The sequence below is a fragment of the Mycobacterium shimoidei genome (genome assembly GCF_900417275.1).
GTDB lineage: Bacteria > Actinomycetota > Actinomycetes > Mycobacteriales > Mycobacteriaceae > Mycobacterium > Mycobacterium shimoidei.
Genome location: NZ_UEGW01000001.1, coordinates 4,449,179 through 4,474,345 on the forward strand (window position 1 = coordinate 4,449,179; position 25,167 = coordinate 4,474,345).

30 protein-coding genes are annotated in these 25,167 nt (G+C 66.5%); 9 read left to right on the top strand and 21 right to left on the bottom strand.

What is annotated here, in order from left to right; translation table 11 throughout:
• Position 1: 1 nt before the first annotated feature.
• The 4 genes from MSP7336_RS21525 to MSP7336_RS21545 form a co-directional block, all read right to left on the bottom strand.
• Positions 2-694 carry an esterase gene (locus MSP7336_RS21525; protein WP_113964530.1) on the bottom strand — a complete coding sequence of 231 codons (693 nt, stop codon included), beginning with the start codon at positions 692-694 and terminating at the stop codon, positions 2-4.
• A 67-nt stretch (positions 695-761) separates the two neighbouring features.
• A complete protein-coding gene (locus MSP7336_RS21530; RefSeq protein WP_113965178.1) occupies positions 762-1,961 on the bottom strand; it encodes a class I SAM-dependent methyltransferase in 1,200 nt (399 codons plus the stop codon).
• Entirely contained in the window at positions 1,919-2,884 is a 966-nt protein-coding gene (locus tag MSP7336_RS21535; RefSeq protein WP_113964531.1) for a class I SAM-dependent methyltransferase, read from the bottom strand. Before MSP7336_RS21535 ends, MSP7336_RS21530 begins: the two co-directional genes overlap by 43 nt.
• A gap of 146 nt (positions 2,885-3,030) precedes the next feature.
• Positions 3,031-4,158: a histidine phosphatase family protein gene (locus tag MSP7336_RS21545; RefSeq protein WP_113964532.1), complete on the bottom strand. Its 1,128-nt coding sequence runs from the start codon at positions 4,156-4,158 to the stop codon at positions 3,031-3,033.
• Between the two features lie 82 nt (positions 4,159-4,240).
• On the opposite strand from MSP7336_RS21545, the gene MSP7336_RS21550 reads away from it, so the two are divergent.
• Positions 4,241-4,846: a TetR/AcrR family transcriptional regulator gene (locus MSP7336_RS21550; RefSeq protein WP_069395036.1), complete on the top strand. Its 606-nt coding sequence runs from the start codon at positions 4,241-4,243 to the stop codon at positions 4,844-4,846.
• Here the strand turns inward: MSP7336_RS21550 and MSP7336_RS21555 are convergent.
• The 5 genes from MSP7336_RS21555 to ctaD are packed head-to-tail and all read right to left on the bottom strand — an operon-like array spanning position 4,827 to position 10,237.
• On the bottom strand, positions 4,827-5,567 hold the full coding sequence (locus MSP7336_RS21555; protein WP_113965183.1) for an enoyl-CoA hydratase: 741 nt from the start codon (positions 5,565-5,567) through the stop codon (positions 4,827-4,829). The two genes, MSP7336_RS21550 and MSP7336_RS21555, sit on opposite strands and share 20 nt — an antisense overlap.
• Positions 5,564-6,379 carry an NUDIX hydrolase gene (locus MSP7336_RS21560; RefSeq protein WP_113964533.1) on the bottom strand — a complete coding sequence of 272 codons (816 nt, stop codon included), beginning with the start codon at positions 6,377-6,379 and terminating at the stop codon, positions 5,564-5,566. Before MSP7336_RS21560 ends, MSP7336_RS21555 begins: the two co-directional genes overlap by 4 nt.
• A complete protein-coding gene (locus tag MSP7336_RS21565; RefSeq protein ID WP_232320955.1) occupies positions 6,376-7,233 on the bottom strand; it encodes an ABC transporter ATP-binding protein in 858 nt (285 codons plus the stop codon). Before MSP7336_RS21565 ends, MSP7336_RS21560 begins: the two co-directional genes overlap by 4 nt.
• 9 nt (positions 7,234-7,242) lie before the next feature.
• Positions 7,243-8,469, bottom strand: coding sequence for a phosphoserine phosphatase SerB (serB, locus tag MSP7336_RS21570; RefSeq protein ID WP_181787016.1), 1,227 nt, complete (start codon positions 8,467-8,469; stop codon positions 7,243-7,245).
• A gap of 19 nt (positions 8,470-8,488) precedes the next feature.
• Positions 8,489-10,237 carry an aa3-type cytochrome oxidase subunit I gene (gene ctaD / locus MSP7336_RS21575; protein WP_113965186.1) on the bottom strand — a complete coding sequence of 583 codons (1,749 nt, stop codon included), beginning with the start codon at positions 10,235-10,237 and terminating at the stop codon, positions 8,489-8,491.
• A 156-nt stretch (positions 10,238-10,393) separates the two neighbouring features.
• Between ctaD and MSP7336_RS21580 the strand changes: the two genes are divergently transcribed.
• Together MSP7336_RS21580 and MSP7336_RS21585 are read left to right on the top strand one after the other, a co-directional pair.
• Positions 10,394-11,482: an iron-siderophore ABC transporter substrate-binding protein gene (locus tag MSP7336_RS21580; protein ID WP_113964535.1), complete on the top strand. Its 1,089-nt coding sequence runs from the start codon at positions 10,394-10,396 to the stop codon at positions 11,480-11,482.
• Positions 11,483-11,596: 114 nt separating this feature from the next.
• Complete coding sequence (locus tag MSP7336_RS21585; protein ID WP_113964536.1) at positions 11,597-12,640, top strand: NAD(P)-dependent alcohol dehydrogenase; 1,044 nt, start codon at positions 11,597-11,599, stop codon at positions 12,638-12,640.
• Here MSP7336_RS21585 and MSP7336_RS21590 read toward each other — a convergent pair.
• From MSP7336_RS21590 to MSP7336_RS21615, 6 genes are all read right to left on the bottom strand, one after another.
• The gene (locus tag MSP7336_RS21590; RefSeq protein WP_084226356.1) at positions 12,629-13,027 is read right to left on the bottom strand and encodes a DUF3349 domain-containing protein; all 399 of its coding nucleotides are present in this window, start codon (positions 13,025-13,027) and stop codon (positions 12,629-12,631) included. The genes MSP7336_RS21585 and MSP7336_RS21590 overlap by 12 nt on opposite strands.
• Positions 13,028-13,179: 152 nt before the next feature.
• Positions 13,180-13,542, bottom strand: a complete 363-nt coding sequence (locus MSP7336_RS21595; protein WP_069395044.1) for a hypothetical protein — start codon at positions 13,540-13,542, stop codon at positions 13,180-13,182.
• A 321-nt stretch (positions 13,543-13,863) separates the two neighbouring features.
• Positions 13,864-14,838 carry a class 1b ribonucleoside-diphosphate reductase subunit beta gene (nrdF, locus tag MSP7336_RS21600; RefSeq protein WP_113964537.1) on the bottom strand — a complete coding sequence of 325 codons (975 nt, stop codon included), beginning with the start codon at positions 14,836-14,838 and terminating at the stop codon, positions 13,864-13,866.
• A gap of 113 nt (positions 14,839-14,951) precedes the next feature.
• Positions 14,952-16,475, bottom strand: coding sequence for a flavin-containing monooxygenase (locus tag MSP7336_RS21605; protein WP_113964538.1), 1,524 nt, complete (start codon positions 16,473-16,475; stop codon positions 14,952-14,954).
• A 539-nt stretch (positions 16,476-17,014) separates the two neighbouring features.
• On the bottom strand, positions 17,015-17,755 hold the full coding sequence (locus MSP7336_RS21610) for a TetR/AcrR family transcriptional regulator (RefSeq protein ID WP_113964539.1): 741 nt from the start codon (positions 17,753-17,755) through the stop codon (positions 17,015-17,017).
• Between the two features lie 63 nt (positions 17,756-17,818).
• Positions 17,819-18,340, bottom strand: a complete 522-nt coding sequence (locus MSP7336_RS21615) for a hypothetical protein (RefSeq protein WP_113964540.1) — start codon at positions 18,338-18,340, stop codon at positions 17,819-17,821.
• A gap of 437 nt (positions 18,341-18,777) precedes the next feature.
• Between MSP7336_RS21615 and MSP7336_RS21620 the strand changes: the two genes are divergently transcribed.
• A complete protein-coding gene (locus MSP7336_RS21620; RefSeq protein ID WP_113964541.1) occupies positions 18,778-19,014 on the top strand; it encodes a helix-turn-helix domain-containing protein in 237 nt (78 codons plus the stop codon).
• Position 19,015: 1 nt separating this feature from the next.
• Here the strand turns inward: MSP7336_RS21620 and MSP7336_RS21625 are convergent, their stop codons facing one another.
• Genes MSP7336_RS21625 through MSP7336_RS21645 form a run of 5 tightly spaced genes read right to left on the bottom strand, consistent with a single transcriptional unit; the run spans position 19,016 to position 20,871 of the window.
• A complete protein-coding gene (locus MSP7336_RS21625; RefSeq protein ID WP_113964542.1) occupies positions 19,016-19,306 on the bottom strand; it encodes a hypothetical protein in 291 nt (96 codons plus the stop codon).
• Complete coding sequence (locus tag MSP7336_RS21630; RefSeq protein ID WP_113964543.1) at positions 19,303-19,620, bottom strand: hypothetical protein; 318 nt, start codon at positions 19,618-19,620, stop codon at positions 19,303-19,305. Before MSP7336_RS21630 ends, MSP7336_RS21625 begins: the two co-directional genes overlap by 4 nt.
• Positions 19,620-19,907 (bottom strand): hypothetical protein, encoded by a 288-nt coding sequence (locus MSP7336_RS21635; protein ID WP_113964544.1) that lies wholly within the window; start codon positions 19,905-19,907, stop codon positions 19,620-19,622. Before MSP7336_RS21635 ends, MSP7336_RS21630 begins: the two co-directional genes overlap by 1 nt.
• Entirely contained in the window at positions 19,904-20,530 is a 627-nt protein-coding gene (locus MSP7336_RS24600) for a hypothetical protein (protein WP_342353147.1), read from the bottom strand. Before MSP7336_RS24600 ends, MSP7336_RS21635 begins: the two co-directional genes overlap by 4 nt.
• On the bottom strand, positions 20,527-20,871 hold the full coding sequence (locus tag MSP7336_RS21645) for a hypothetical protein (protein ID WP_142706826.1): 345 nt from the start codon (positions 20,869-20,871) through the stop codon (positions 20,527-20,529). Before MSP7336_RS21645 ends, MSP7336_RS24600 begins: the two co-directional genes overlap by 4 nt.
• Before the next feature lie 197 nt (positions 20,872-21,068).
• Here MSP7336_RS21645 and MSP7336_RS21650 point away from each other — a divergent pair, with 197 nt between their 5' ends.
• Together MSP7336_RS21650 and MSP7336_RS21655 are read left to right on the top strand one after the other, a co-directional pair.
• Positions 21,069-21,254, top strand: coding sequence for a hypothetical protein (locus tag MSP7336_RS21650; protein WP_113964546.1), 186 nt, complete (start codon positions 21,069-21,071; stop codon positions 21,252-21,254).
• Between the two features lie 30 nt (positions 21,255-21,284).
• Complete coding sequence (locus tag MSP7336_RS21655; protein ID WP_142706828.1) at positions 21,285-21,614, top strand: helix-turn-helix domain-containing protein; 330 nt, start codon at positions 21,285-21,287, stop codon at positions 21,612-21,614.
• 12 nt (positions 21,615-21,626) lie between these two features.
• On the opposite strand, the gene MSP7336_RS21660 is transcribed toward MSP7336_RS21655, so the two are convergent.
• Positions 21,627-22,763 carry a site-specific integrase gene (locus tag MSP7336_RS21660; RefSeq protein ID WP_113964548.1) on the bottom strand — a complete coding sequence of 379 codons (1,137 nt, stop codon included), beginning with the start codon at positions 22,761-22,763 and terminating at the stop codon, positions 21,627-21,629.
• Positions 22,764-23,268: 505 nt separating this feature from the next.
• Here MSP7336_RS21660 and MSP7336_RS21665 point away from each other — a divergent pair.
• From MSP7336_RS21665 to MSP7336_RS23595, 3 genes are all read left to right on the top strand, one after another.
• Positions 23,269-23,796, top strand: coding sequence for a type II toxin-antitoxin system Phd/YefM family antitoxin (locus tag MSP7336_RS21665; protein WP_113964549.1), 528 nt, complete (start codon positions 23,269-23,271; stop codon positions 23,794-23,796).
• Positions 23,797-23,867: 71 nt separating this feature from the next.
• The gene (locus MSP7336_RS21670; RefSeq protein ID WP_113964550.1) at positions 23,868-24,236 is read left to right on the top strand and encodes a hypothetical protein; all 369 of its coding nucleotides are present in this window, start codon (positions 23,868-23,870) and stop codon (positions 24,234-24,236) included.
• A 49-nt stretch (positions 24,237-24,285) separates the two neighbouring features.
• Complete coding sequence (locus MSP7336_RS23595) at positions 24,286-25,164, top strand: hypothetical protein (protein ID WP_142706830.1); 879 nt, start codon at positions 24,286-24,288, stop codon at positions 25,162-25,164.
• Positions 25,165-25,167 lie beyond the last annotated feature (3 nt).

The window sequence follows — 25,167 nt, forward strand, 5'->3', positions numbered from 1 at the left end:
CCTACACCGCCAGCGGCGGGATGGCGTTGCGCGGGATTTGAACCTGGATAGCGCCCGCAAAGGGCGGCAGCAATTCTCCCGGCGCGAAGTAGAAGATCAGCGCGTCGTCAGTGATGGCGAAGTTCTGGTAGTGCGACGGGTCCAGCCCGGCGCCGGGCAGGATCGCCGCCGCCAGCCCGGTCTGGCGTCCCACCTCGCGTTGCACCACCGGATAGATGGCGTCCAGCGGCTTGGTGCCCGGCGCGAACAGCGTGTCGAAGGTGATCGGCTGGCGTCGATCGAGGTCGTAGTTGAACCCCTTGTAGAACGTCGACGGGCGCGGCCCCCCGAGGTCCTCGAACACCTTCAGCACCACGCTGTGGGTGCCCTTGGGGGGTTTGCCCGAGTGGAACTGCTCGGAAGTGACTTCCATCTGGTAGGGCTGATCGCGCGATCCCGACGTTTGCGCGACGTTGGTGAACCCGTCCCGGTTCTGCGTGAGGTAGTCGGTCAGTGCCTGCTGATCGGGATAGTCGACCGGGAATGCCATGTCGAGGGTGTAGGTGGGCGTCGACGCGTGCACATGGCACATCTGTCTGGCGTCGACGCTGCCGCCCATGCTGGCGCAGGACGGATCGGCGGCCGCCAGCGGCCCGCCGAGCGGCCCGACGAGGACCCCGGCCGCCAGCAGTGCGGCGGCGATCGAAGTGCGCATGGTCGATTGGTCCTCACGAACTCGGAAGACGGCGGACCCGCCGTCGCCTAGTGAGCCTACTAAACCGTCATCGCGACGGACGACAAACGAACGCCGTCACGCTGCCGGTCCTGCCCGAGCCGATGCGGCTGACCACCACCGATAGGGCTTGCTGGCCGCGCAACCGTAGCCGCTTCCGCAGGGCGTCGGGGTCCACATCCACCCCGCGTACCAGGATCTCCAGCGATCCGCAGTCGAGTCCCGCCAGCACCTGACGTAGTCGTCGTTCCTCGAACGGAAGCTGCGCGATGATCTCGAAACCGCGCACTCCGGCAGGCAGCTGATCTCCGGACAGGTAGGCGATGTGCGGGTCGAGCTGCCACAGCCGGTGCCGGGCGGCGTAGTGGCGCACCAGGCCGGCCCGGACCACCGCGCCGTCGGGGTCGATGATCCAGCGCCCGGCGGGGCGCACCGGGCAGTCGTCCGGCTCGGCGTCGGTGATCTGTTCGCCGCGGTCCAGCACGCTCGCCCGTCGACGCACCCCCGGTTGGCACAACCCGGCCGACCACAAGCACGCCTCCCGGACTGCTCCACGGTAGGAGGTCACTTCGATCTCACCGTCGAAGCCTAAGCGTCTCACGACGTCGAAATCAATTCCGGGAGCTGCCTTTACGACGAGATCGCGGCCGCGGTACACGTCGAACAGCCGGTCCAGAGCCGGTTGATAGTCGCGCGGGTCGAAGCGTCGGCGCCCGCCCGTCCGCCGGGCCGGGTCGACCAGGACGGTCGTGCCGCGGGTGACCGGGCGCAGCGCGTCCGCGCGGCACAGCGCCGCGTCGTCGCCCAGGTTGTGTCGCGCCATCGCCAACCGCACCGGATCAAGGTCACTGCCGATCACCCGGGCCGCTGCGTCGCGCAGGGCCGCGAGCTCGGTGCCGATCGAGCAGGTGACATCGTGCACGATGCGGCCAGCCAACCGCCGCGCCCGATGCGATGCGACGGGCGCGGGGCTGGCCTGCTGCAGTGCCTCGTCGGTGAACAACCAGTCGGCGGCACCCGGCATCTTGTCGACCGCGCGCCGCCGCAACAGCACCGTTTCCACCAGCGCCGGTGTCCGGTCACCGAACCGGGCTCGGATCGCGGCGACGTCGGCCACCCGGTCGGTCAGCTCGAAGGCAGCCACCACCTCCAGCGCCTCCGCGCCCGCAGCCGACGTCAGGTAGGCGACGTCGTCGAGCCCGAAGTTCAGGACGGCTTGACCCCGGTGATCATCACGTTGTAGAACCAGCCCTTCGGCACCACCCGACGCCACAGGTTCTCGTCGATCCAGGTCAGTGTCTTCCAGCTGGTGAACGCGAATTTAGCCCAGCCCCAACCCAACCGGTCCGGCGGCACCGCGTATTCGAAGGTCCGCAGCGGCCAGCCCACCATTGCCGCGGTGAACTCGACCGTGGCGGTCTCGACGTCGGCGGCACCGGCCCTCGCCGCCATCTTCTCCAAGGCGCCGGGAGTGAACGTGTGCAGGTCGACGACGGCCTCCAAAGCCGCGGCGCGCGAGGACTCGTCGAGCTCGGCCTGGGGGCGCCGCCAGCTGCCGAGCCCCGGCAACTTGGTGACATTGGTGACCGCGCGCCACGTCAGCGTGGACAGCGACCGGGCGTAACCGTCGCCGACGGTGGTCGGCTCGCCGGCGAACACGAAGCGGCCGCCGGGGCGCAGCACCCGGAGCACCTCACGCAGCGACAGTTCGACATCGGGAATGTGGTGCAGCACAGCGTGTCCAACCACCAGGTCGAAGGTGTCATCGTCGTAGGGGATGCGCTCGGCGTCGGCGACGCGGCCGTCGATATCGAGACCCAGCGACTTGCCGTTGCGGGTGGCGACTTTGACCATGCCGGGCGACAGATCGGTGACCGATCCACGCCGTGCAACCCCGGATTGGATCAGGTTCAGCAGAAAAAAGCCCGTGCCACAACCCAATTCAAGGGCGCGGTCGTACGGCAACCGGCGAAGCTCGTCGTCGGGAACGATGGCGTCGAAGCAGTCCCGCGCGTACTCGACGCAGCGCTGATCGTAGGAGATCGACCACTTCTCGTCGTAGTTCTCCGCCTCCCAGTCGTGGTAGAGCACCTGGGCCAGCTTGCTGTCGCGCCGGGCCGCTTCCACCTGCTCGGCGGTGGCATGCGGCTGCGGCGCCGGGTCGGTCGTCATGGTGGCTCAGCCTATAGCGGCGATCGCAAGCGCGGCGGAGCCGGGCGCAGCGGGTCGCCGCCATCAGCACAGCGGCGATCGCAAGCGCGGCGGAGCCGGGCGCAGCGGGTCGCCGCCATCAGCACAGCGGCGATCGCAAGCGCGGTTTAGATGGCCAGCGTGAAGGCGTCGCTGATCAGCTCTCCGGCCGCGTCGGAACCGGCGCTCGGGAAGGCATTGAGGATGTCGTCGATCACCGCCTGGGGGAACTGGACCAGCGCCGCGCTCACGTCTTCGAATCCGGTTTGCAGCGCATTGTTGATCTCCATCGGGTCACCGCCGAGGAAGGCCTCCCAGATGTGCCAGGCCGCCATTTGCGGTGCGACGATGAAATCCCGGTAGTCGACGAAGAGGTTTATCGCCAGACCCGGATCTTGGTCAACCTCGTGCCCGTCGTAGCTGATCAGCGTCCAGCCGTCGGTGGGGTTGCCCTCGAGGATGACCTGGCCGGTGTTCGATAACAGCCCGCCGTTCTGGACCTCGTCCAGCAGTACCCCGAAATCGGGGTTCTTGACGTTCATCATGACCCAGGTCGCGATTGACGCCGAGTGCGAGAAGGCCACGGAGTACAGATCGCCGTCGCCATTGGTGTCGCCCGCGTCGTAGATCGTTTGCACCGCGTCGCTGAAACGGTCCTGGAAAGCCATTCCGTTCGGGTCGATCGTGGAGCCCAGCTGCGGCACCCAGAACTGTCCGGTCATCCAAGCCAGTGGGGCCAGAACATAGAGCGCGGCGACAAGTTCGCCTCCCTGCGACGTACTGACGCCCTCGAGAATGCCGGCATTGAGCTCGTTGAGCCCGGGCAATATCTGGCCCGGGTCCAGGATCGGCGTGGGACCGTCCGGGATGTCGCCACTGGTGACAGTGCCCCCCGCCAACAACTCGGTCAACGGCCAAGCGGTCTGCTGGGCGCGCAGGAACTCCGAGGCGTAGACCGCGTCGATGTCGTTGTCGCCGCCGTTGTACAGCGATTCCCCGACGGCGACCGCCTGGTCCCTGCCGAGATCGGTCAGCGGCGCGCCCGGCGGCAGCGTCCCGATGACGCCTGCCACGTTGTCCTCTGACTCGCCGTGCCGGACCAGATCCAAGACCATGTCCTCGCCGGCCAGCAGCTGGATGAGCTCGGAGATGTGGGCCTGCGGCAACGGCGACATGAGCGGGGTGGCGGCAATGATGCTGGCTCCGGCCAGCGCGACACCACCAGTGATCCAGGAGCCAGCGGCGAGCGACGGCATACTTATCTCCTTCTCAGGTTGGTGAGATTACGTTATAGGGCCTCACGTAATTAAACAAGCGATTTGCGGTAGTTTTTGGGCGATGACATCCGAGCCGGTGCCCCAGTCGCCGGGCCGTCCGCGTGACCCACAGAAGGACGAAGACGTTCTTTCTGCCACGCGCGCACTGCTGGCCGAGGTCGGATATCAGCGCACCACGATTGCCGCGGTCGCTCGCCGCGCCGGTGTCAGCACGCCCACAATCTATCGCCGCTGGCCACGCCGGGAGGCGCTAATCGAAGATGCCGCCTTCAGCCACATCCAACCGGCGCCGCTTCCGGTAGCGACGGGCGACCTGCGCGCCGATTTGCGGGCATGGGTGGAAGTTTTCCTGGCCCAGTTGGCCGATCCGGTAACCCGTGCCGCGGTCCCGGGGCTACTACTGGCCTGGCAGCACGACCAGGAGCTCTACCAACGGTTTCTGTTGCGCAACGAACGGGATGTGCGCGCACTGTTCACTGAGTTGTTGCTGAGCGACGGCGTGGCGAAGCATGCTGAAGCCGCGTTCGACTTCCTGGTCAACACCACGCTGGTTCGCGCGGTGACGCTCGGCATGACCGATGCTGCCGGATACTGCGACCGCACGGCGGATGCCCTTGCCGCGCTGCTGCATTCGTCGAGCGCACAGGCTATCGGCGGTCAGCGCTGAGGCTGGTGGCGAACACGTCGAGGTAGCGGCGGCGCTCGGCGCCCCGCCGCTCGGCGGGAGTCAGCTCGAACAGGTCGTCGATGCCGGCCTTGGCCGCGGCCAGTGCGTAACGGGGAGCGTCGACGAAACGGCTCGCCCAGGCCGCCGCGGCGTCGTAGACGTCGTCGGGCGCGACCATGTCGTCGATCAGGCCCAGCGCGAGCGCCTCCTCGGCGTCGAAGAACCGTCCGCTGTAAACCAGCTCCTTGGCTCTGCTGACCCCGACGATGCGAGTCAGCCGGGCCATGCCGTCGCCGTCCGGAATCAGGCCGGCCAGGATTTCCGTGGCGCCGAATCGCACGTTGTCGCCGCTGACCCGCCAGTCGGCCGACATCGCAAGAGACAGGCCGGCGCCCAGCGCGTATCCGGTGATCGCGGCGACGGTCGGCTTCGGGATCGCGGCGACGGCCTCGACGGCCTGATGCCGCACCCGCACCCAGCTCTCGCACTCGGCCGCGCTCAGCGTGCGCAGTTGCGTCATGTCGTCGCCGGCGCAGAAGATCTCATGCCCGCCGAACAGGATGACGACGGCGACGTCGTCACGCCGCCCCAACTCGTCGGCGGCCTGTGCGATTTCCCGGTAGACCTGCCGGGTCATCGCGTTGGTGGGTGGCCGCGCCAGCACCAGCGCGGCCACCCCGGGGCGGTCGGCGTCGGAGTGGATGTTGACGAACTCGTTCACAGCCGCCATCGGTGTCCGCCGGCCTTGCGCGCCGCGTGGTAGCGGTCGGAGTCGAAGAACTCGATCTCGAAGTTGTCGCCCTTGACCTCCAGATTCGGTTGGACTGCGACGATTTGGCGTTCCACCGCCAAGACGTCGGCGACCGTGTGACCGGCCAGCGAATCCAGCTGTGTCCAGGTCGGCGGCAGCAGGAAGCTGCGGCCCGCCGCGAAATCCTCGATGGCCTGCTCGGGGGTGCTCCACCCGGCGTGATCGGATTCAGTGTTGTCGCCGTCGGCGTGCTGGCCCTGCGGCAGCGCCCCGACGAAGAAGTAGGTGTCGTAGCGGCGAGTGCGTTCGGCTTCGGGGGTGACCCAGTTAGCCCATGGCCGAAGCAGATCCGCCCGCAATACCAGCTCCTCCTGGCGGAGAAACTCGCCGAATGACAGGGTGCCCTGCGCCAGTGCCAACCGCGATTCGCGGTACACCGACGTGTCGCCGACGATCGCGTGCGGATCGTCGGCCGGGCCGGCGAACAGCACCCCCGATTCCTCGAACGTTTCGCGGGCAGCGGCACACACCAGTGCTTCGGCGAGGCCGGGCTCGACGCCGAACCGCTGCGCCCACCACGTCGGGCCCGGGCCCGCCCAGGCGATGTCGGCGCTGCGGTCGCGGTCGTCGACCCCGCCGCCGGGGAACACCATCACGCCTGCGGCGAAATGCATCGCCGAGTGCCGGCGCATCAAGAAGACCGCGAGCCCACCCGGATCGTCTGGTACGTCACGGATCAACATCACGGTCGCGGCCGGCCGGGGGGTAAGCGGTGTGGTCATGCGCGCCTCCGGTGGGCTGCTCGGGCGCGGGTGCGCCGGGCGAAGTAACGCCCATCGATGACGTCCACGGCGATCGATTGACCGAACGCTGCGGACAGGTTGTCGGCGTTCAGCACGTCGGCCAGCAATCCCGCAGCGACGACTCGGCCCTCCGAGAGCAGCATGCAGTGGCTGAAGCCGGGCGGGATCTCCTCGACGTGGTGGGTGACCAGCACCAGCGCCGGCGCATCGGGGTCGGCGGCCAGATCGCCCAGCCGGGCCACCAGCTCCTCGCGGCCACCCAGATCCAGACCCGCGGCCGGCTCGTCGAGCAGCAGAAGCTCGGGGTCGGTCATCATCGCGCGAGCGATCAGCACCCGCTTGCGCTCCCCTTCCGACAACGTCTCGTAGGTCCGGTCGGCCAGATGCTCGGCGCCGAGGCTTTCCAGCATGTCGATCGCCCGGTTGTAGTCGACGTCCTCGTAGCGCTCCTTCCAGCGGCCCAGCACCGCGTAGCCCGCGGAGACCACCAAGTCGCGCACCAGTTCCTGGCCGGGTATGCGCTGGGCCAACGCCGAGGAGCTCAGCCCCACCCGAGCCCGCAGCTCAGTGGCGTCCACCCGGCCCAGCCGCTCGCCGAGCACGTAGGCAACACCGGACGACGGATGCTCGACGGCCGCCGCGATGCGCAGCAACGACGTTTTGCCGGCACCGTTGGGGCCGATGATCACCCACCGTTCGTCCAGCTCCACCGACCAATCAACGGGACCGACCAACACCGTGCCGCTGCGGCGCAGCGAAACCTCGCGAAAGTCGATAAGCAGATCGGGGTGCGCTGCATCGCTTTCGGGCACCCGACCATCGTGCCGTACCACGTCGCTGCGTTACTCCGGGGGTATTTCGACGCGGCGCAAAACGCCATCGACCGCGTCGGCCGCCTCGATTTCGCCGCGAGTCACCCCGAGGATGAACAGCACGGTGTCCAGATAGGGATAGGTCAGCGACGCATCGGCTACCTCGCGCAGCGCGGGTTTGGCATTGAACGCGACACCCAATCCTGCCGCGGCCAGCATGTCGATGTCGTTGGCGCCGTCGCCGACCGCGACGGTCTGTTCCAGCGGCACGCCGGCCTGATGGGCGAAGTCGCGCAGCGCCTTGGCCTTTCCGGCACGGTCGATGACCGGCCCGACGACCCGCCCGGTGATCTTGCCGTCGACGATCTCCAGCTCGTTGGCGGCGACGAAGTCGAGCATCAGCTCGTGTGCGAGCGGCTCGATGACCTGCCGGAAACCCCCAGACACCACACCGACGTGAAATCCCAAGCGCCGCAACGTGCGTAGCGTGGTGCGTGCACCGGGGGTGAGTTCGAGTCCTGCGCCGATCTCGTCGAGCACCTCGACCGGCAGGCCGGCTAGGGTGGCGACACGTTGATGAAGCGACGCGGCGAAGTCCAGTTCGCCGCGCATGGCCGCCTCGGTGATCGCCGCGACCGCGTCCTGAGCTCCCGCCCGCGCGGCCAGCATCTCGATCACCTCGCCCTGGATCAGGGTCGAGTCGACGTCGAACACGATGAGACGCTTCGCTCGTCGGGACAGGCTGTAGGCCTCGACGGCGATGTCGACGCGCTGGTCCGCCGCGACCCGGGTCAGCACGGCCTGCAGTTGACCGCCGACGCCCGGCGGTACCGAGACCTGCAGTTCCAGACCGGTGACGGGGTAGTCGGAAACGCCGCGGATGACGTCGATGTTGACACCGAGCGCGGCGGCTTCGCGGGCCACCGCGCCGAACGCCGTTGCGGTGATCGGCCGGCCCAGCACCACGATGGTGTGGGTGGACGGCTCACGAATGATCGGCAGATCGTCACTTCTTTCGATGGTGACCTCGAGGCCTTTGGCGTGAATGGCCGTCTCGACGTCGTCGCGCAGCGCCTTGCTGTCCGCGACGGCCGCGCTCGCCGAGACCAGTACACCTAGCGTCAACCGGCCGCGGATCACCACTTGTTCGACGTTGAGCAGCTCGACCTGGTGCGACGAGAGCACCTCGAACAGCGCGGACGTCACACCTGGCTGGTCAACACCGGTGACGGTGATCAGCACCGACACCTTGGGCACGGTCACCCCCGAACGACAGTCAGCTGCGAACTTCGACGTCGTCGGCCCGGGTGACGTCGCCGCCTTCTGGGCCGCCGTGGGCCCGGCCGATGTGAGCCTCCGCCCGCATTCGTTCCACCATGTGCGGATAGTGCAACTCGAAGGCCGGTCGCTCGGAGCGGATACGGGGCAGCTCGTGGAAGTTGTGCCGCGGCGGCGGGCAACTGGTCGCCCACTCCAGCGAGTTGCCGTAGCCCCACGGGTCATCGACGGTGACCGGCTCGCCGTAACGCCAGCTGCGGAACACGTTCCACGCGAACACCAGCATCGATGCACCGAGAATGAACGAGCCGATCGTCGAGATGACGTTGTACGTCTGGAAGCCGTCGGTGGGCAGGTAATCGGCGTAGCGGCGCGGCATTCCCGCGTCACCCAGCCAGTGCTGGATCAAAAACGTGGTGTGAAAACCGATGAACGTCAACCAGAAATGCAGCTTGCCCAGCCGCTCGTCGAGCAGTCTGCCCGTCATCTTCGGGAACCAGAAGTACACCCCGGCGAACGTCGAGAACACGATGGTGCCGAACAGCACGTAGTGGAAGTGCGCGACCACGAAGTAGGTGTCGGTGACGTGGAAATCCAGCGGCGGGCTGGCCAGCAGCACACCGGTCAAGCCACCCGCCAAGAAGGTGACCGCGAACCCCACCGAAAACAGCATCGGTGTCTCAAATGTCAACTGGCCCTTCCACATTGTGCCGATCCAGTTGAAGAACTTGATCCCGGTCGGCACCGCGATCAGATATGTCATGAAACTGAAGAACGGCAGCAGGACGGCGCCGGTGGCGAACATGTGGTGCGCCCACACCGCGACCGACAACACCGCGATCGACATCGTCGCGTAGACCAGCGTGGTGTAGCCGAAGATCGGTTTGCGCGAGAACACCGGAAAGATCTCGCTGACAATGCCGAAGAACGGCAGCGCCACGACGTACACCTCGGGGTGACCGAAGAACCAGAACAGGTGCTGCCACAACAAGACTCCGCCGTTGGCGGCGTCGTAGACGTGAGCGCCGAGATGCCGGTCGGCGGCCAAACCCAAAAGTGCCGCGGTCAGCAGCGGGAAGATCAGCAACACCAAAATCGACGTGATCAGGATGTTCCAGGTCAGGATCGGCATCCGGAACATCGTCATGCCGGGCGCCCGCATGCACACCACCGTGGTGATCATGTTGACCGCACCCAGGATCGTGCCCAGACCGGCGACCGCAAGGCCCATGATCCACAAGTCGGCCCCGGCGCCGGGTGCGTGAACGGCATCCGACAGCGGGGTGTAGGCGGTCCAGCCGAAGTCGGCGGCGCCGCCAGGTGTGATGAACCCGGCCGTCGCGATCAACCCGCCGAACAAGAACAACCAGTAGGAGAACGCGTTGAGCCGCGGGAACGCCACATCCGGTGCGCCGATCTGCAGCGGCAGCACCAGGTTGGCGAAGCCGAACACGATCGGGGTGGCATAAAACAGCAACATGATCGTGCCGTGCATGGTGAACAGCTGGTTGAACTGTTCGTTGGACAGGAACTGCAAGCCCGGTGCAGCGAGTTCGGTGCGCATCAACAGCGCCATCAGCCCGCCGATGAAAAAGAAGCCGAAGCAGGTGACGACATACATGATGCCGATCATCTTGTGATCGGTAGTGGTCACCAGCCGGTAGACGAGGTTGCCCTTGGGGCCCATCCGCGGCGGGAAGGGACGGCGGGCCTCGAGTTCTCCCAGCGGGGGCGCTTCGGTTGTCAAGAGCTCCTCCAAAAGTCGGACAGGCAACTGGGATCTTAGGTGAATCCTAGCCCCCGAAGTGCCGTACTCCGGGCCGGGTCCTACAACCCGTCGTATTCAAGCCGCCTGATTTGAGGAGCCCTGTTGCCAAGCCGGCCGAATGTTACCGTCGAGCGCGTGCTGTTTCGCGGTCTGCGCCTCGCTGCGGCGGCGGTGGCAGCGGTTACGGCGGTTTCGGTTGCAGCGTGCGGCTCCGGGGGCGCACCAGCGCCATCGCGATCGGTGATCACCAGTACCACTCAGATCGCCGGGGCGGGGGTATTGGGCAACGAGCGCCGGCCCGACGAGTCCTGCCCGGCGCAGCCGGCGGCGCCGGACCCGGGCCCGCCGACGCGATCAGCACACAACGCGGGCGGTGTGCAGCCTGCCGACGTCGACGTCCCCGCCGACCCGCAACGCATCGTGGCCCTTTCACCGGACGCGCTCGACGCGCTGTGTGCGCTGGGCCTGCAGTCCCGGGTGGTGGCCGCCGCGCTTCCGGACGGATCGTCGGATCAGCCCTCCTACCTGGGCGCGGTCCTACACCAGGTGCCCCCGGTGGGCGCTCGCAGCGCCCCCGACGTGGACGCCATCGCAGCGGCCAAACCGGACCTGATCCTGGGCTCGGTGGGTTTGACGCCACAGTTGTATCCGCGGCTGGCGCCGATCGCCCCGACGGTTTTCACCGCGGCGCCCGGTGCAGCGTGGGAGGACAACCTGCGGGCCGTTGGCGCCGCGACGGGGCGCAGCGACAGCGCGGACGAATTGATCGCCGACTTCACCGCGAAAGCCGCCGAGACCTGCGCAACCCACGACGCTGCCCACTACCAGGCGTCGATCGTGCAGTTCACCGAGAACACGATGCGAATCTTCGGCGCCGACAACTTTCCGGCCACTGTGCTGCGCGCGGTCGGCGTCGACCGCCCGGCCTCGCAGCGGTTCACCGACAAGCCCTACGTCGAGCTCGGCATCAGCGACGCCGACCTGGCGGGCACACCGGATTTCAGCGCGGCCGACGCCGACCTGGTGTATGTGTCGTTCGCCTCACCGGCCGCGAAGGACCGCGCGCCCACGGTGTTCGAAAGCAACCCGTGGCGCAAACTCTCGGCGTATCGCGACAAACGGGTGTTCGTGGTCAACAACGAGGTCTGGCAGACCGGACAGGGTCTGGTCGCGGCCCGCGGCATCGTCGAGGACCTGCGCTGGGTCAACGCCCCGATCAACTGAGGGCGCAAACAATCGACCCAGAAATGAATAGCTTACCTATGCTAAGGTTTTTGGGTAGCTCCTAGAATTTGATTTGGAATTTGACCTGAAAACGCGCACGCAAGAGGTTTGTTAATGAGCACTGTTTCCGCATACGCCGCCACCTCGGCGACCGAACCACTGACCAAGACCACAATCACTCGGCGCGACCCCGGCCCGCACGACGTGGCGATCGACATCAAGTTCGCCGGGATCTGCCATTCCGACATCCATACCGTCAAAGCCGAGTGGGGTCAGCCCAATTACCCCGTGGTGCCCGGCCATGAGATCGCCGGTGTGGTAACCGCGGTGGGCTCGGAGGTGACCAAATACCAGGTCGGCGACCGCGTCGGCGTGGGCTGCTTCGTCGACTCCTGCCGTGAGTGCAGCAGCTGTCTGGCCGGACTGCAGCAGTACTGCAAGGGCGGCGGCATGATCACCACTTATAACGGCATTGGCCGCGACGGTCAGCCGACCTATGGCGGCTACAGCCAGGCGATCGTCGTCGATGAGAACTATGTGCTGCGCATCCCGGACGCGCTGCCGCTGGACGCCGCTGCCCCGCTGCTGTGTGCGGGCATCACGCTGTATTCGCCGCTGCGGCACTGGAATGCCGGACCCGGCAAGCGCATTGCGGTGATCGGGCTGGGCGGCCTGGGCCACATGGGCGTCAAGCTGGGCAAGGCGATGGGCGCCGACGTGACGGTGCTGTCGCAGTCGCTGAAGAAGATGGAAGACGGCCTGCGGTTGGGTGCCAGCGAGTACTACGCCACGGCCGACCCGGACACCTTCAAGAAGCTGCGCAACAGCTTCGACCTGATCCTCAACACGGTCTCCGCCAACTTGGATCTCGGCCAGTACCTCAAGCTGCTCGACGTCGACGGCACACTCGTCGAGCTGGGCATCCCCGAACACCCGATGCCGGTGCCGGCCTTCGCCCTGGCGCTGATGCGGCGCAGCCTGACCGGATCCAACATCGGCGGTATCCCGGAAACCCAGGAAATGCTGGACTTCTGCGCCGAACACGGTGTGACGCCCGAAATCGAGGTCATCGAGGCGGATTACATCAATCAGGCCTACGAGCGGGTGTTGGCCAGCGACGTGCGTTACCGCTTCGTCATCGACACGTCAACCTTGTGAGGAACCTTGTGAGGCTGACCGCTCGCCGTTAGGGGTGGACTGCTCGTCGGTGCCGTCGGACGGGAAGCCCTCGATACCGGCCAGTGGCCATCCGGCGGCGGCCAGCCGGGCGGCCACCCGCGCGATGTTCTCCGGGCTGGCGTCGTAGTTCGTCACGCCGGAGATGAAGTCTCCGATCACGTCGCGGTCGATTTCGCCTTCGACCTCCTCATCGATGGCGTCAACGACCTGCTCGATCTGCTCCTCGGTCAGCGGTGTGCTGCGCAGCAACGCCAGCAGCGCCACCCGGTCGGGCCCGGGCACGCCTTCGGGATAGCCGACCTGCAGCCACCGCACTACCGATCGCAAAAAAGAGGCCGCCGACGACGCGGCCGAAGCTGGGGTTATTGGCACGCCCCTAGTGTCATGGTTGAGGGCTATCGGCGCCACTCAGCCACCGGAGTACTCCCACAATTCATGCATCGTTCACAGTGCGCAAAACCCGATCCCCTACGCGCCAACATTCTTGGCGAGCTGGGATTCGCGTCCAGTTCGGACCGCTATGCGGTCCCGGGAGTATCGGAACCGTCCGGAGCGCCGTCGTCGATCCACTGTTCGATCGAACGGATATCATCGTCGGCCACCGGGTCGAATCCGACTGGCATACGGGGAAACTTCGCATCGGGGCCAGTGCCGAACGGCGGCTCACCTTTCAACGACAGGATTACATTCGAATGCGCTCCATCGCCGAGCACCAGGATGGGTTGGCCGAACAACTTCGTCGCGACGAACTCATCCCGAGTGACATTGCGCCAGAATGCGTGGTGCGGTGGGCCAACCTCGGCGTCGGGGCCTCCAACAGCCGCGTCGAGGATATCGACAACCCCACGAAAGGTAACCCCACGAAAGGTATTGACAGCCATCTGCACTCCTTTTGTTGCGATTGACACCGATAGGTAGCGGGGACTCGAAGTCCCGGCTGCCATGGGTCAACGCTGTCCGAAGTCAGGCTGAATTGTCATCACCCGCGTTGCCGACTCACCCGGGTGATCGAGTCGTACCCGGGTGGATCTGGGCCCCTTACTGGCGGCGTTCTCACGGACCGCCAGATGTTTGCGCAGCAGATCCACATCACGCACCCGCAGACCTACCGGCCTCACCCCAGCCCTCGGCGGCAAACCGCTCGGCGTCACGCTTGGTCCGGAATCCCCTTAGGGCTGACTAGCGTCGCTGACCTGCGAATATCAGAAGTCCCAGTCCTCATCCTCGGTGACGACGGCCTTGCCGATCACGTACGACGAGCCCGACCCGGAGAAGAAGTCGTGGTTCTCGTCGGCATTAGGCGACAACGCCGACAGGATCGCCGGGTTGACGTCGGTCTCGTCGCGCGGGAACAACGCCTCGTAGCCGAGGTTCATCAGTGCCTTGTTGGCGTTGTAGCGCAGGAACTTCTTGACGTCCTCGGTCAGCCCGACCTCGTCGTAGAGGTCCTGGGTGTACTCGACCTCGTTGTCGTACAGCTCGAACAGCAGCTCGTAGGTGTAGTCCTTGATCTCGGCCTGCTTGGCGGCGTCCTCCAGCGCCAGCCCGCGCTGGAACTTGTAGCCGATGTAGTAGCCGTGTACGGCCTCGTCGCGGATGATGAGCCGGATCATGTCGGCGGTGTTGGTCAGCTTGGCCCGGCTCGACCAGTACATCGGCAGGTAGAACCCGGAGTAGAACAGGAAGCTCTCCAGCAGCGTGGAGGCCACCTTGCGCTTGAGCGGCTCGTCACCCTTGTAGTACTGCATGACGATCTCGGCCTTGCGCTGCAGGTTGGGGTTCTCCTCCGACCACCGGAAGGCATCGTCGATCTCGGCGGTCGAGCACAGCGTGGAGAAGATGTTGCTGTAACTGCGGGCGTGCACCGACTCCATGAAGGCGATGTTGGTGTACACCGCTTCCTCGTGCGGGGTCAGCGCGTCGGGGATCAGGCTGACCGCGCCAACCGTGCCCTGGATGGTGTCCAGCAATGTCAGACCGGTGAACACCCGCATCGTCATCTGCTTCTCGTGAGCGTTCAGCGTTCCCCACGACGGGATGTCGTTGGACACCGGCACCTTCTCCGGCAGCCAGAAGTTTCCGGTCAGCCGGTCCCACACCTCGGCGTCTTTTTCGTCTTGCAGACGGTTCCAGTTGATGGCCGAGACCCGGTCGATCAGCTTCAGTTTTTCGCTCACCAGAACCCCACTTCACCAGGACGGACGGGCGGCTTGGCCCAGGCCTCAAACACTACCCCTGGTATGCGACAACTGGCCGTAACACAACACCTTGTGTCGTGGCGTGTCTTCTTCTATGCGGACGCGCGGGAACCGATTCCGAAGAACTCGTACTCGCCCGCCCGCACCGCGCGGGTGTCGCGCCAGTACTGCCAGGTGTAGCCGCCCCAGAGCACGGTGTTCTTGCCATGCTCGTCGAGATACCAGCTGCTACAGCCACCGGTGTTCCACACCGACGGGCCCAGCTTGCGCTGTAGCTCGTCGTTGAACCGGTCCTGGGCGGCGCGGGTAGGCGCCATGGCCTGCGCGCCGCGCTTGTCGCAGGTCTTGATCGCATCGGCCACATAGCGGATCTGCGACTCGATCATGAACACCACCGAGTTGTGTCCCAGCCCGGTGTTGGGCCCCAACAGGAAAAACAGGTTCGGCATGCCGGCGACGGTGATGCCGCGATGCGCGCCGATGCCCTCCCGGTTCCAGCGGTCGACGAGGTCCTCTCCGTGCAGTCCCTTGATCTGCACATAGGTGTAGGAGTCGGTGACGTGAAAACCGGTGGCGTACACGATGACGTCGACCTGCCGTTCCCGCCCGTCGGCGGTGACGATCCCGTCCGGCGTGATGCGGGTGATGCGGTCGGTGACCAGTTCGGTCTTGGGATCGGCAATCGCAGGGTAATAGGTGGAGGAGTTGAGGATTCGCTTGCACCCGATGCGATAGTTCGGGGTCAGCTTGCGGCGCAGCTCGCGATCCTTGATCGAGCGGCGAATATTCCACTTGGCATAGGCCTCAACGAATTTCAGCAAGTCCGGCCGTTTGGTCATGCCGAAGGCCAGCGCCTCTTGACCCCAGTAGATCGCGAGGCGCAACAAAGCGCGCAGCCCCGGAACGTTCTGGAAAGCACGCCGCAGCGCCGGCGGAATCTCTTCGTTGGTGCGCGGCACCACCCAGGCCGGAGTCCGTTGATAGAGCTGCAATTCAGCGACATCGCCGACAATCTCCGGCACGATCTGGATAGCGCTGGCGCCGGTGCCGATCACTGCGACTCGCTTACCGGTCAGGTCGACGCTGTGGTCCCATTCGGCGGAATGGAAGGCAGCCCCGCGGAATTCGTCACGCCCCTCAATGTCGGGGATGGACGGAATGTGCAGCGCACCAGCACCGGAGATCAAGAACTGGGTGACGTATTCGCGTCCGTCCACGGTGAACACATGCCAGCGGTACTCCTCGTCATCCCAATGCGCACGATCCACCAGCGAATTGAACTCGATGTAGCGGCGCAACCCGTATTTGTCGGTGACGCCCCGCAGGTAATCCCAAATCTCGTCCTGGTAGGAGAACAGGTGCTTCCAGTCCGGCTTGGGCTCGAAAGAGAACGAGTACAGGTGCGACGGGATGTCGCACGCGCAGCCCGGGTAACTGTTGTCGCGCCAGGTGCCCCCGATGTCGTCGGCCTTCTCCAGGATGAGGAAGTCCACGCCCTGACGCTGCAGGGCGATCGCCATGCCCAGTCCGGAAAACCCCGTCCCGATGATCAGCGCACGGGTGCGAACCGGCCGCGCGGCGGTGTCGGGTTGTGTCGTCGACTCTGCGATCGTCATGCCGCGATCGTACCTGGGAACGGCGGTACCGGGTACTTCTGCGCGCTGCTCGTGGCCTTCGGATGCCGCTGCGCAAACTAGCTAAGCTAGTTGTTGAGCCATTGAGGGCCACCGCCGCATCCGCCTTGGCCCCCCCTGTATAGAACCTTCAATCCATCGGCTGCAATAGGGAGAGCCGGTCCAAGCGCCTGGGCCGAACGGACCGCTCGGGCCCAAACTCCACGTTTCCGCGTAGAACGTGCCGTCGGCGAATGATTCGCCGAGACAATACTTCTGGCCTCCGTATCCGCCGTGCTGGCCGCCTGGGCACCAGTCGGCGGCTCCGTTGGGGATATGCGGGTCAGGGTCGGCCCACGCGGTGGGTGGGAGCGCGACTGCGGGCTGCTGTCGCGATCGCGGCAGCGGCGACCACGCTTGTCTTGGCCATGGCTATGGTCATTGTCATCCCTCGTCGAGCGTGCGTTTGGCGGCACCCAGCAAAGGCACCTTCGGTCGGGGAAGTTACCAGAGGGCGCCGTCGGGCGACTGGAAAATCAGACCTAGCTCGCCGCCGAGTTGCGCGGCACCGCGTCGTGGAATGGCTGATCGGGGTCTAGCGCGACGCCCAGCAGATCGGCGGTGCCGCTGATGACCCCCATCATGATGGTGGTCAGGTGGGTCACGAACTTGTCGTGGGGCATGCTGCGCGGGCTTTCGGGCGCGGGGCCCAGCCACCAGTCGGTCGCCGACTGCGCTGACCCGAACGCGGCGAAAGCGGCGAGTTCGATCGCGGCGCGGTCGAGTTCCATCTCCCGCATCTCGTTGTTGAACATCTCGGCCATTGCCAAGGTGATCTCTCGGCCCTCGTTCAGAGCCCGCCTCGTCGACTCCGAGCGCTCCGGGAAACGGCCCTGGATGAAGAACCGAAGTACGTTGGGATGCTCGTCGACAAGGTTGACGTACTCTTCGACGCTGCGTCGGATGATCTCGCGCACCGAGTTGGTGGTGAAGTCGACCGACGGGACGACCGCCGCCCACAACATGTCGCGCAGCCGCTCGCCGATCGCCTGGAACAGGTCGGACTTGTCGCGAAAATGCCGGTAGATCTTCGGTTTCGCGGTGCCGGCCTCTTCGGCGATTTCCCGCACACTCAGGTCCGGCCCGAGCCGGTCGATGGCGCGGAATGCCGCCTCGACGATCTCGCCCCGCACCTTCTTGCGGTGTTCGCGCCAGCGTTCACTGCGCGCGTCGACCTTGACCCCGGGCTTGACGCTGGAGTGGGGCCGAGGGGGCCGCGGCATTCTCACCACATCAGCACCATACCGCGCGGGACCCGCTGACCTGCGCAGACCGAGGGCGCCACGTCACCATCGCAGCATCGGAAAAGGGCGGCGTGGGTGAGTGGCGGCGTAACCGAGGAGACCGCGTACCAGGAAGGCATGGAACCCCAGGTACGGCAATTCCCTCACGACCCCTTTGACGAAGGATCGCTGAAGGGAACCGGTCAAGAGGCCACGACTGACGTCGATACGGTCGGCGACGCGAAACGCCTCGCTCATCGGGTCGTCTAGGGCGCGCAGCTTGTGATGCTCGGCGATCATCGTTCGTGCGCGGCCGACTTCGGTGATACCGAACTCGCCGGCCAGCGCCGACGCGAGGTCGCACGAAGGCTCCAAGTAATCGAAAGTGCCCGCGGTCCAGATGCCCAGGTCATGCACGGCCCACGCGAGCGCGACCCAATCGGGCAGCGCCGCACCGCACAGTTCTTGGTGGTAGGTCAGTCCCCGATACACATGATTGCGGTAGGCGGGAAGATCATCGCCCAGCGCGTCCGCATAACGCTCCAACGTCGAGTCGACGATCGGATGGGCGGTGGCAGCATTCATCTTTTCGGGTCCTTAACCAAGACACCTTCCATCGAGTGTGGGCTTTGTGCACGCTCAGCCGGAGGTTGGCGTACATAAGGCCCACACTCGGCGACCAGGTCTGACCGGGTCTACAGCATGCAGGACACGCAGCTCCCCAGTCGGGCATTGCTGCTGGTAACGAGGCCGCAGACGTCGAGCAGCTCGCCGATGTGCCATCTCCGTGCCATCTCTTCTGCCGCGACACGCCGAAGGCATCCCGCCCGTCTCAGTAGAGCCTGTCACACCAAACCTGCACACTGTTGGCAGGTCGCGACTCCGAGCGCGGCTGCCCGGGAGCGGTGACCCGCTCCCCCGCGCAGGCGAGTGCCGCACCAGCTGGACATGCCGCCCGGACCCCGCCTCGGAGGGGGCTTCCGGGGGTGCACCAGCATCGTTCGCGATGCCTGGAGTTCCCCGTGCCGAAGCTCGACCTGTCCGCCCTCACCGTCGGGGGCGTCGCCCCCTCGTACGTCTCCGTGGAGCACGCCGCCCAGTTGATGGACTGCTCCCACTGGACAATCCGCCGTTGGATCACCAACGGGCACTTGGACGCTCGCAAGATGCCGTCCGGTGGCCTGCGCATCGCGGTGAGCGACTTGGAGGCCACCGGTGAGCCGGTGCGCCCCGACAAGCACGGACGCGGCGCGGCGTAGGTCACCCACCGTGCTCGCCGCAGAGCGGCGGCCACCCGGCGCCTTCGCCGCCGCACACCACGCAGGTGATCTCGGACAGCTGCTCCGCCTCCTCGATGCGGTCGAAGAGTCTGTCGGCAGCGGCCGGCGACAGCGAAGAGGTGATGCTGTTCGGATGGATTGACCCCGGCTCGAAGTCCTCGACTACCAGTTCCGGGTCAGCGGCACGCGCGTCTCTGATCAGCCTCGCGTAGAGCTGCGCCCACCCGGGCCATGGGCAGCCGGGCCACCGGTGTGGTTCGGTGTCGGTCACCGCTCCACCACTGCGGTGAGATCGTGGCTCCCGTCGCACCAGCCGTGCGCGTGCAGCCACAAGGCGTCGCCACCGCGGTCGTACAGGCCACCGTGCAGATCCCACCCGAGGCAGTGGCCGATCACCGCGGCCGACGCGAACACCTTGGGGTTCCGCAGCGGCTCTGCGATGCCGGTGAACTCCTCCGAGCTGAACCGGTGCACGGTCGAGGTGCCGTCGCGGTGGGTGACGCGCACCCGGAACGGTGCGGTGACCTCCACTGCGACGACATCAGTGTCGGTGAGGTTCTTCGGCAGGTGGGAGTGCAGCTCCATCACCGACCATCCCGGCACAGGACCACGGCGGTGACCGGCTCGCCGACCAGCGTGGGGACGCCGACCATGGACACCCAGCCCTGCGGATCCTGCGCAGCCTGCCGCCGCGCCTCGTCGACGGTCTCGAACCGTCCGAGGTACTCCTGGTCGTCACCGCGGTCCAGCTCCTGCACCTCGACCACGCTGAGGATGCACGGCTCGAAGCCCGACTCGTAGCCGGTCACCAAGATCGGGGCCTCGGGGTCGAGCTCGGACAGCTGCTCGATGAGCTCGCGGACCGACATCATTCCGGCTGCTCCACCGTGATCGACATCGGCTCGGCGAGAATGCGGGCGATCGTGTCGAGCTGCTCATCGCTGAGGTCCTCCCGGCTGCGCTGCTCCAGCGTGAGCGCCGCCCAGACGGTCTCGGTCATCGGGCAGTCCCCGCACGTCCTCGGGCTGATGACGCCGAACTGGCCCATCCGCGGCGGGTAATCCCAACCGGCGTCGAAAGCCTCAGCGGGTGTGAGGATCTGTGTCTTGCCGCAGACCTCGCAGACGTGCCGCAGATGCCAGTGCGAGGTGTCCGGTTCCAGCACCTCGCCCGAGCTGGGCATGAGCACCACGCCGCTGGGACGGTCCGAGTAGTGCGCGCTGTCCGGCACGCTCACCACCGTGATCCCGGCGACGGTGACGATGGCGCCCTCGACCGCGAGTTCGGCCAGCTGCGCGCGGGTCACGGTGACCACGCCCTCGGCGGCGGCCGCAGTCACCTTGTCGGCGGCGGCGGTCTCGACGGCATGGACGGTGGCCTTCCCGTCGCCGGACTGCAGCATCCGAGCCGAGGCGGGATCATCCAGCTTGGCGGTGAGCGCGGCGATGTTGCGGGCGGTGAGTTCCAGCGTCTTCGTGTCGGGGATCCACTTCACGACTGCCCCTCCGTCTCGCTCGCGGCTTCCGAGTGCTCGGGGCACAACGCCTGGTACCAACCGTCGGGGCGCTGCTGGATCCGCCCGGGCTGCCCGCAGCGTTCGCAGGTGGTGGCTGACTGCTGCTCGGCTTCGGCGATCCGCGCGTGTACTGCCTCGGCCAGTGCGGGGTCACTCGCCTCGGCCCATACGCACAGCTGACCTCCCTTCTGCTTCACCTGCCGCACAACGAGTCCCGGATCGATGCGCTCCAGGTCCGCTCTGAGTTCGGTGAGGAGCTTCGCCCAGCCGTCGGCAGGGTCGATCGGAGGCCAGCCGTGGCCGTCGCCGTTCTCGGTCATGCCGCCAAGTCTGTCGGGCAGCACTGACACCCCGCGAGCCAATTCCTCGATGCACGATCCGGTGCAGGTGCATCCGAACCGGCAACACCTCCGAGACCTGCCGAGACTCGTCGACGTGTTGCAGGATCAGTGAACTTTGTTGCAGAGGGGGAATTTTCGACGTGTCAGATGCCGACGCGGCGTGCCATTCTGCAGAGATGAGCAACATCACCACCACCACCCGCCCCGTGATCCGCGCCAGCGTCTCCGACATCGCTCGACTGGCCGAGTTCTTGTCGATGCTCCTCGACGCTCCGGTGATGATCACGTCCGCGTCCGACGAGGTGTCCGCGCCGACGGAACGGCACCTGGTCATGATCGTCGCGGAGTCGCCGGCGGGATAGGCGAGCTGCGGCAGGCGCTGAGGTCGTGGCGTGGGCGGAGTAGGAACCGGCAACCGGGAGGGCCGCACCGTCACGTCTGAACCCACACTGGAGAATGTCCGGATGGGTGACGACTCCAAGTGGGTGCCGCAACGGGTGACGGAGGCCGACGTCGAGATCGGGCAGGCACTCGCCGCAGCGCGTGAGCGGGCGGGGATGCAGGTGCGCGAGGCGGCGGAGGCCTCCGGCATCGACAAGTCTGTGGTCACCCGCATCGAGCTGGGTCAGCGCCCATGCAGGGTGGCGGAACTCGCCGCACTGGCGGATGCCTACGGAGTCGATCGCGTGGCGTTGTTCCACGCCGCCACCGCTGAGATCTGACGCCCGCGCCGGTCAGAGCCCAAGCTGCGTCACCGCGTTCCCGATCAGCGGTGCGCTCTCCCTGACGTACCTGGTGACCATCGCGGGCGACCGGTGACCGGTCTGCCGCATGATCGAGTGGTGGTCGGCCCCGGCTCGCGCCGCCTGCGTCACGAATCCCGCCCGCAGACTGTGCCCGCCAAGTCTCTCGACAGCCTCGGGATCGAATCCCGCGCGCACTGCTCGCCGCCGGATCACGGCGTGCACCCCCGCACCGGAAAGCGCCGTGGCGGTGAGCATCCCGTTGCGCCGGATCGAGCGGAACAACGGAGCACTGCGGGCTAACTTCGCCGCGCGCGAACGACACACATGTCGCCCCCCGAACTCCGGGGTGTCGGCGATCAGGGCGATCACCGCGTCCTTCCCGCCGCCGTCGAACGCGGAAACTGCTGCTGCCCAACGAACATACGCGCAAGGTGGGCAGCGCCTCGGGTCCTTCGCGCGCGGCAGTGGGTACACGGCGCCCGACCCCATCTGGTCCGTCTTCGACTTCCGCAGGTGCACATGGACGCCGTCCGCCGTGTGTAGTTCGACATCGGCGCCGGTGAGTTCGGTGAGCTCGCTGCGCCGCAGTGCGGCCGCGAATCCCATGAGCAGCAGCGCGGAGTCTCGGCGCTCGTAGACCGCGCTGACCCACCCGTCGATCTGCTCTCGCGCGGCCATCACCAACAGCATCACGTCGTCGGTGAGCAGCGGGGTACGAGGCGTCCGGGGCCGGTCACCTCGACTGGCGTACTGCCGCTTGATCCCCGACATCGTCTGCCGCACCAGCTCATGCGCTGCGGGGTTCGGATCGATACCGACGCGGCGGTGCCGGTCCCCGATCGCCGCGATCCACTTCCCCAACGACTGCGGCGAGTAGGCGCGCTCACCGGACTCGTCGATGGTCTCGGCGGCGTCGACGAGGTACGCGGCGATCACCGTCGGGTGGGCCGGCAGCGACTCGTACCCGCTGCGCCGGCACCAACCCTCGAACCGTCGCCACGCCGAAACGTAGGCGCGACGGGTGCCCTCCGACTGTGACGAGATGGTGGCGGACCGGATCCGTGCGACCACATCGGGTGCGAGGTCCGGCGGCTGCGCGGCGGTGGTCACTGCGGGAAGCATCATGGCGCGGAAACTATGCGCAGCGTCCGCTGCGGCGGGGAACGCGGCGCGTCCGCACGGCCTCGGCGTCTACCTGCGGCCTCTGCGGGAACGCCTAGTTTCTCAAGCTATTTCCCCTGGTAACAGAGTCGATAATTGCGGGAATCAAAATTCCCGTCGGTCACCGCACAGAAACCGGATGTGACTGTGATGGGCTGGCGCGGAGGCGGTTTCGGGCTTCGGAAAGCAGCAGGTGGGGGTGAGAAGAAGAGGTGGGAAGAAATTCTCGTAGGTGACGGGGGTTGGGTTTCATTGGGGGCGGTGAGCTGGGGTTTCGGGAGTGTCGGGCGCGCCGCGGGGGACGAAACGGGAGCGCCGAGGGCACGGTGCCGGCATGGACGACAAGCGCGACGTGTACGACAACGAGGATCACCGCAACGACGGCGAGCAGTGGGACGACGAGGAACGGGACCGGGAATGACCGGCCCGTTCTGATCACCGGCGTCGCCGGTACCGCTACGGTCCCCTCATGACCTCTACCGAGACCGCCTGCATGACCACCTCTCAACTGGCCGACGGGCTCGACGCCGCAGTCGAACAGGTGATCCGGACAGGCCAACAGATCGTCATCGTGCGCGGCGGCAAGCCGGTGGCCGCGCTCGTCGCGTTGGAGGACACTGCGCCCTACCGCGACGAGGTCCTCACCTTTCTCCGCAGCGCCGACTGCCACTACGGCAACGCTCTTCGTGACGAGGATGCCGGCCTGTCCATCGCGGAGGCGGCTGCCAAGCGCGACGAGGTGAAGCTCGACAGGATCGTGGACCTCCGCCGCGCCGTTCACCAGGTCGCCGACGCGGAACCCTCGCGCACCAAGGCCGAGGCCGGCCACGAGGACGGTGTCCTACGGGCGCTGCTGCACTTCGAATCCGAGATGTCGCCGGAGTTGCGCCAGCACGTGCACGCCCGCCTCGCCGCCGTGCAGTCGGAGTTCGGACTGCGGGAGACGACGCAGCCGCTGCGTTGCGTGACTCGCGGAGCTCAGGCTCGGCGCCGGTAGGCCCGCAACACGCAGGTGCACCGCAGCGCGGCACACCGGAGCTGTCGGCATGCGCTTGTAGGCTGCCGCCCATGCCAGGTGGGGACGCCAAGTTCGGCGATGTTTATTGGGTGACCAAGGAGGCCACCAAGAACCCGGCGCGCGTCGGCAAATCGGTGCGGCCGATGGCGTGCATGGCGGAGCGCCGCGACGACACGACGTGGGCTGGTCTGTCCCGGATCACCAGCGACGAGAAGCCCGAGGACCTGCCCAGCAAGGCGATGCCGGAGATCCACGCGACCCGCCTGGGTGCCGCAGGGTGGTGGACCTCGCGCTACATCCATCCGGTCTACAAGGCCGTCACGGGGCATACCGGCAAATGCGAGTACCTGGGCAAACTGCCTGCGGACGAGGTGAAGGTGGCCCGAGAGGTCTACCAGAATCGGCTGTTCGACTCATGACCTGTACTCTGGCGATTCTTTTTGCAGCGACGACCGTGGGAGGTGAGCAGTGAGCGTCGGTGATCGCCCGGTAGGCGTACCGGCTTCTGCGCACGAGCTCTGGGACCGCGGTGCGCAGAGCGAACACGTCCGCACCGGCGACCTGTGGATCCTGTCCTGGGAGGGCGAGGTCGTCGGGCTTGCGGTGATCGCCGCCGCCAAGCACGGGTTCGTGCTGGCGTGGCCGGTGACTCTTCCCGGTGAGGTGTCGTTCGCTCCCGGCTTGGTTGTGGAGGACTCGCCGCTCGAGGTTCCCGTCACCCTGTGGCCTACGCGGGAGACCGGGATCGGCAACCACCTCTTGGATCGCAGCCTCGGTCGGCTGCTCCCGCCCGATCGGATCCCCCCGATCTCCTTCGCGCTCGATGACGGAGACGACCCCGGACTGGACTTCGCGGCGGGCTCGGCCCGCGACGCGGAGAACACCGACGCCGACCGCCTGATGGTCGAACACTGGACCGAGTTGTGCTTCAACTCCGGCGGCGCCGAGGAGGGGCTGTTCCTCGACTCGGCGAAGGTTCAGCAGGCAGGCGGCAATTCGCGGATCGTCGGCGAGGTGTTGGGACTCGCGCTGCCGGAACTGCGGTCGCTGATGACAGGCGTCGTGCCGGCAACCTCGGAGCAGCTCGCCGCCGTGGCTGAGCGGCTCGGCGTCGAGGAGGACTCGCTCGTCGGCGCTGACCCCCTCGCCGACGTCGTGATTGACATGGCCCAGCCTCGCTACAAGCGTCTGATCACCGCGCGTACCACCGAGACCGGTCTCGGAGAGGCTGACATCCGCCGCCTCGCCAGGCGCGAATTCCTGCTCGCGGCGCGCAACGACGGCGACGCCATGCGCGAGACCAAACTGCGCGACGCCATCAGCCGCGCTGGCCGGGACACCAGGTAGTCC

What these genes read in the sequence shown, in the direction of transcription:
- MSP7336_RS21525 (WP_113964530.1), bottom strand. Translation starts at nt 694, where the DNA reads ATGCGCACTTCGATCGCCGCCGCACTGCTGGCGGCCGGGGTCCTCGTC.
- MSP7336_RS21535 (WP_113964531.1), bottom strand. Translation starts at nt 2,884, where the DNA reads ATGACGACCGACCCGGCGCCGCAGCCGCATGCCACCGCCGAGCAGGTG.
- MSP7336_RS21545 (WP_113964532.1), bottom strand. Translation starts at nt 4,158, where the DNA reads ATGCCGTCGCTCGCCGCTGGCTCCTGGATCACTGGTGGTGTCGCGCTG.
- MSP7336_RS21550 (WP_069395036.1), top strand. Translation starts at nt 4,241, where the DNA reads ATGACATCCGAGCCGGTGCCCCAGTCGCCGGGCCGTCCGCGTGACCCA.
- MSP7336_RS21560 (WP_113964533.1), bottom strand. Translation starts at nt 6,379, where the DNA reads ATGACCACACCGCTTACCCCCCGGCCGGCCGCGACCGTGATGTTGATC.
- MSP7336_RS21585 (WP_113964536.1), top strand. Translation starts at nt 11,597, where the DNA reads ATGAGCACTGTTTCCGCATACGCCGCCACCTCGGCGACCGAACCACTG.
- MSP7336_RS21595 (WP_069395044.1), bottom strand. Translation starts at nt 13,542, where the DNA reads ATGGCTGTCAATACCTTTCGTGGGGTTACCTTTCGTGGGGTTGTCGAT.
- MSP7336_RS21605 (WP_113964538.1), bottom strand. Translation starts at nt 16,475, where the DNA reads ATGACGATCGCAGAGTCGACGACACAACCCGACACCGCCGCGCGGCCG.
- MSP7336_RS21610 (WP_113964539.1), bottom strand. Translation starts at nt 17,755, where the DNA reads ATGCCGCGGCCCCCTCGGCCCCACTCCAGCGTCAAGCCCGGGGTCAAG.
- MSP7336_RS21615 (WP_113964540.1), bottom strand. Translation starts at nt 18,340, where the DNA reads ATGAATGCTGCCACCGCCCATCCGATCGTCGACTCGACGTTGGAGCGT.
- MSP7336_RS21630 (WP_113964543.1), bottom strand. Translation starts at nt 19,620, where the DNA reads ATGGAGCTGCACTCCCACCTGCCGAAGAACCTCACCGACACTGATGTC.
- MSP7336_RS21635 (WP_113964544.1), bottom strand. Translation starts at nt 19,907, where the DNA reads ATGATGTCGGTCCGCGAGCTCATCGAGCAGCTGTCCGAGCTCGACCCC.
- MSP7336_RS21645 (WP_142706826.1), bottom strand. Translation starts at nt 20,871, where the DNA reads ATGACCGAGAACGGCGACGGCCACGGCTGGCCTCCGATCGACCCTGCC.
- MSP7336_RS21650 (WP_113964546.1), top strand. Translation starts at nt 21,069, where the DNA reads ATGAGCAACATCACCACCACCACCCGCCCCGTGATCCGCGCCAGCGTC.
- MSP7336_RS21660 (WP_113964548.1), bottom strand. Translation starts at nt 22,763, where the DNA reads ATGATGCTTCCCGCAGTGACCACCGCCGCGCAGCCGCCGGACCTCGCA.
- MSP7336_RS21665 (WP_113964549.1), top strand. Translation starts at nt 23,269, where the DNA reads ATGACCTCTACCGAGACCGCCTGCATGACCACCTCTCAACTGGCCGAC.
- MSP7336_RS21670 (WP_113964550.1), top strand. Translation starts at nt 23,868, where the DNA reads ATGCCAGGTGGGGACGCCAAGTTCGGCGATGTTTATTGGGTGACCAAG.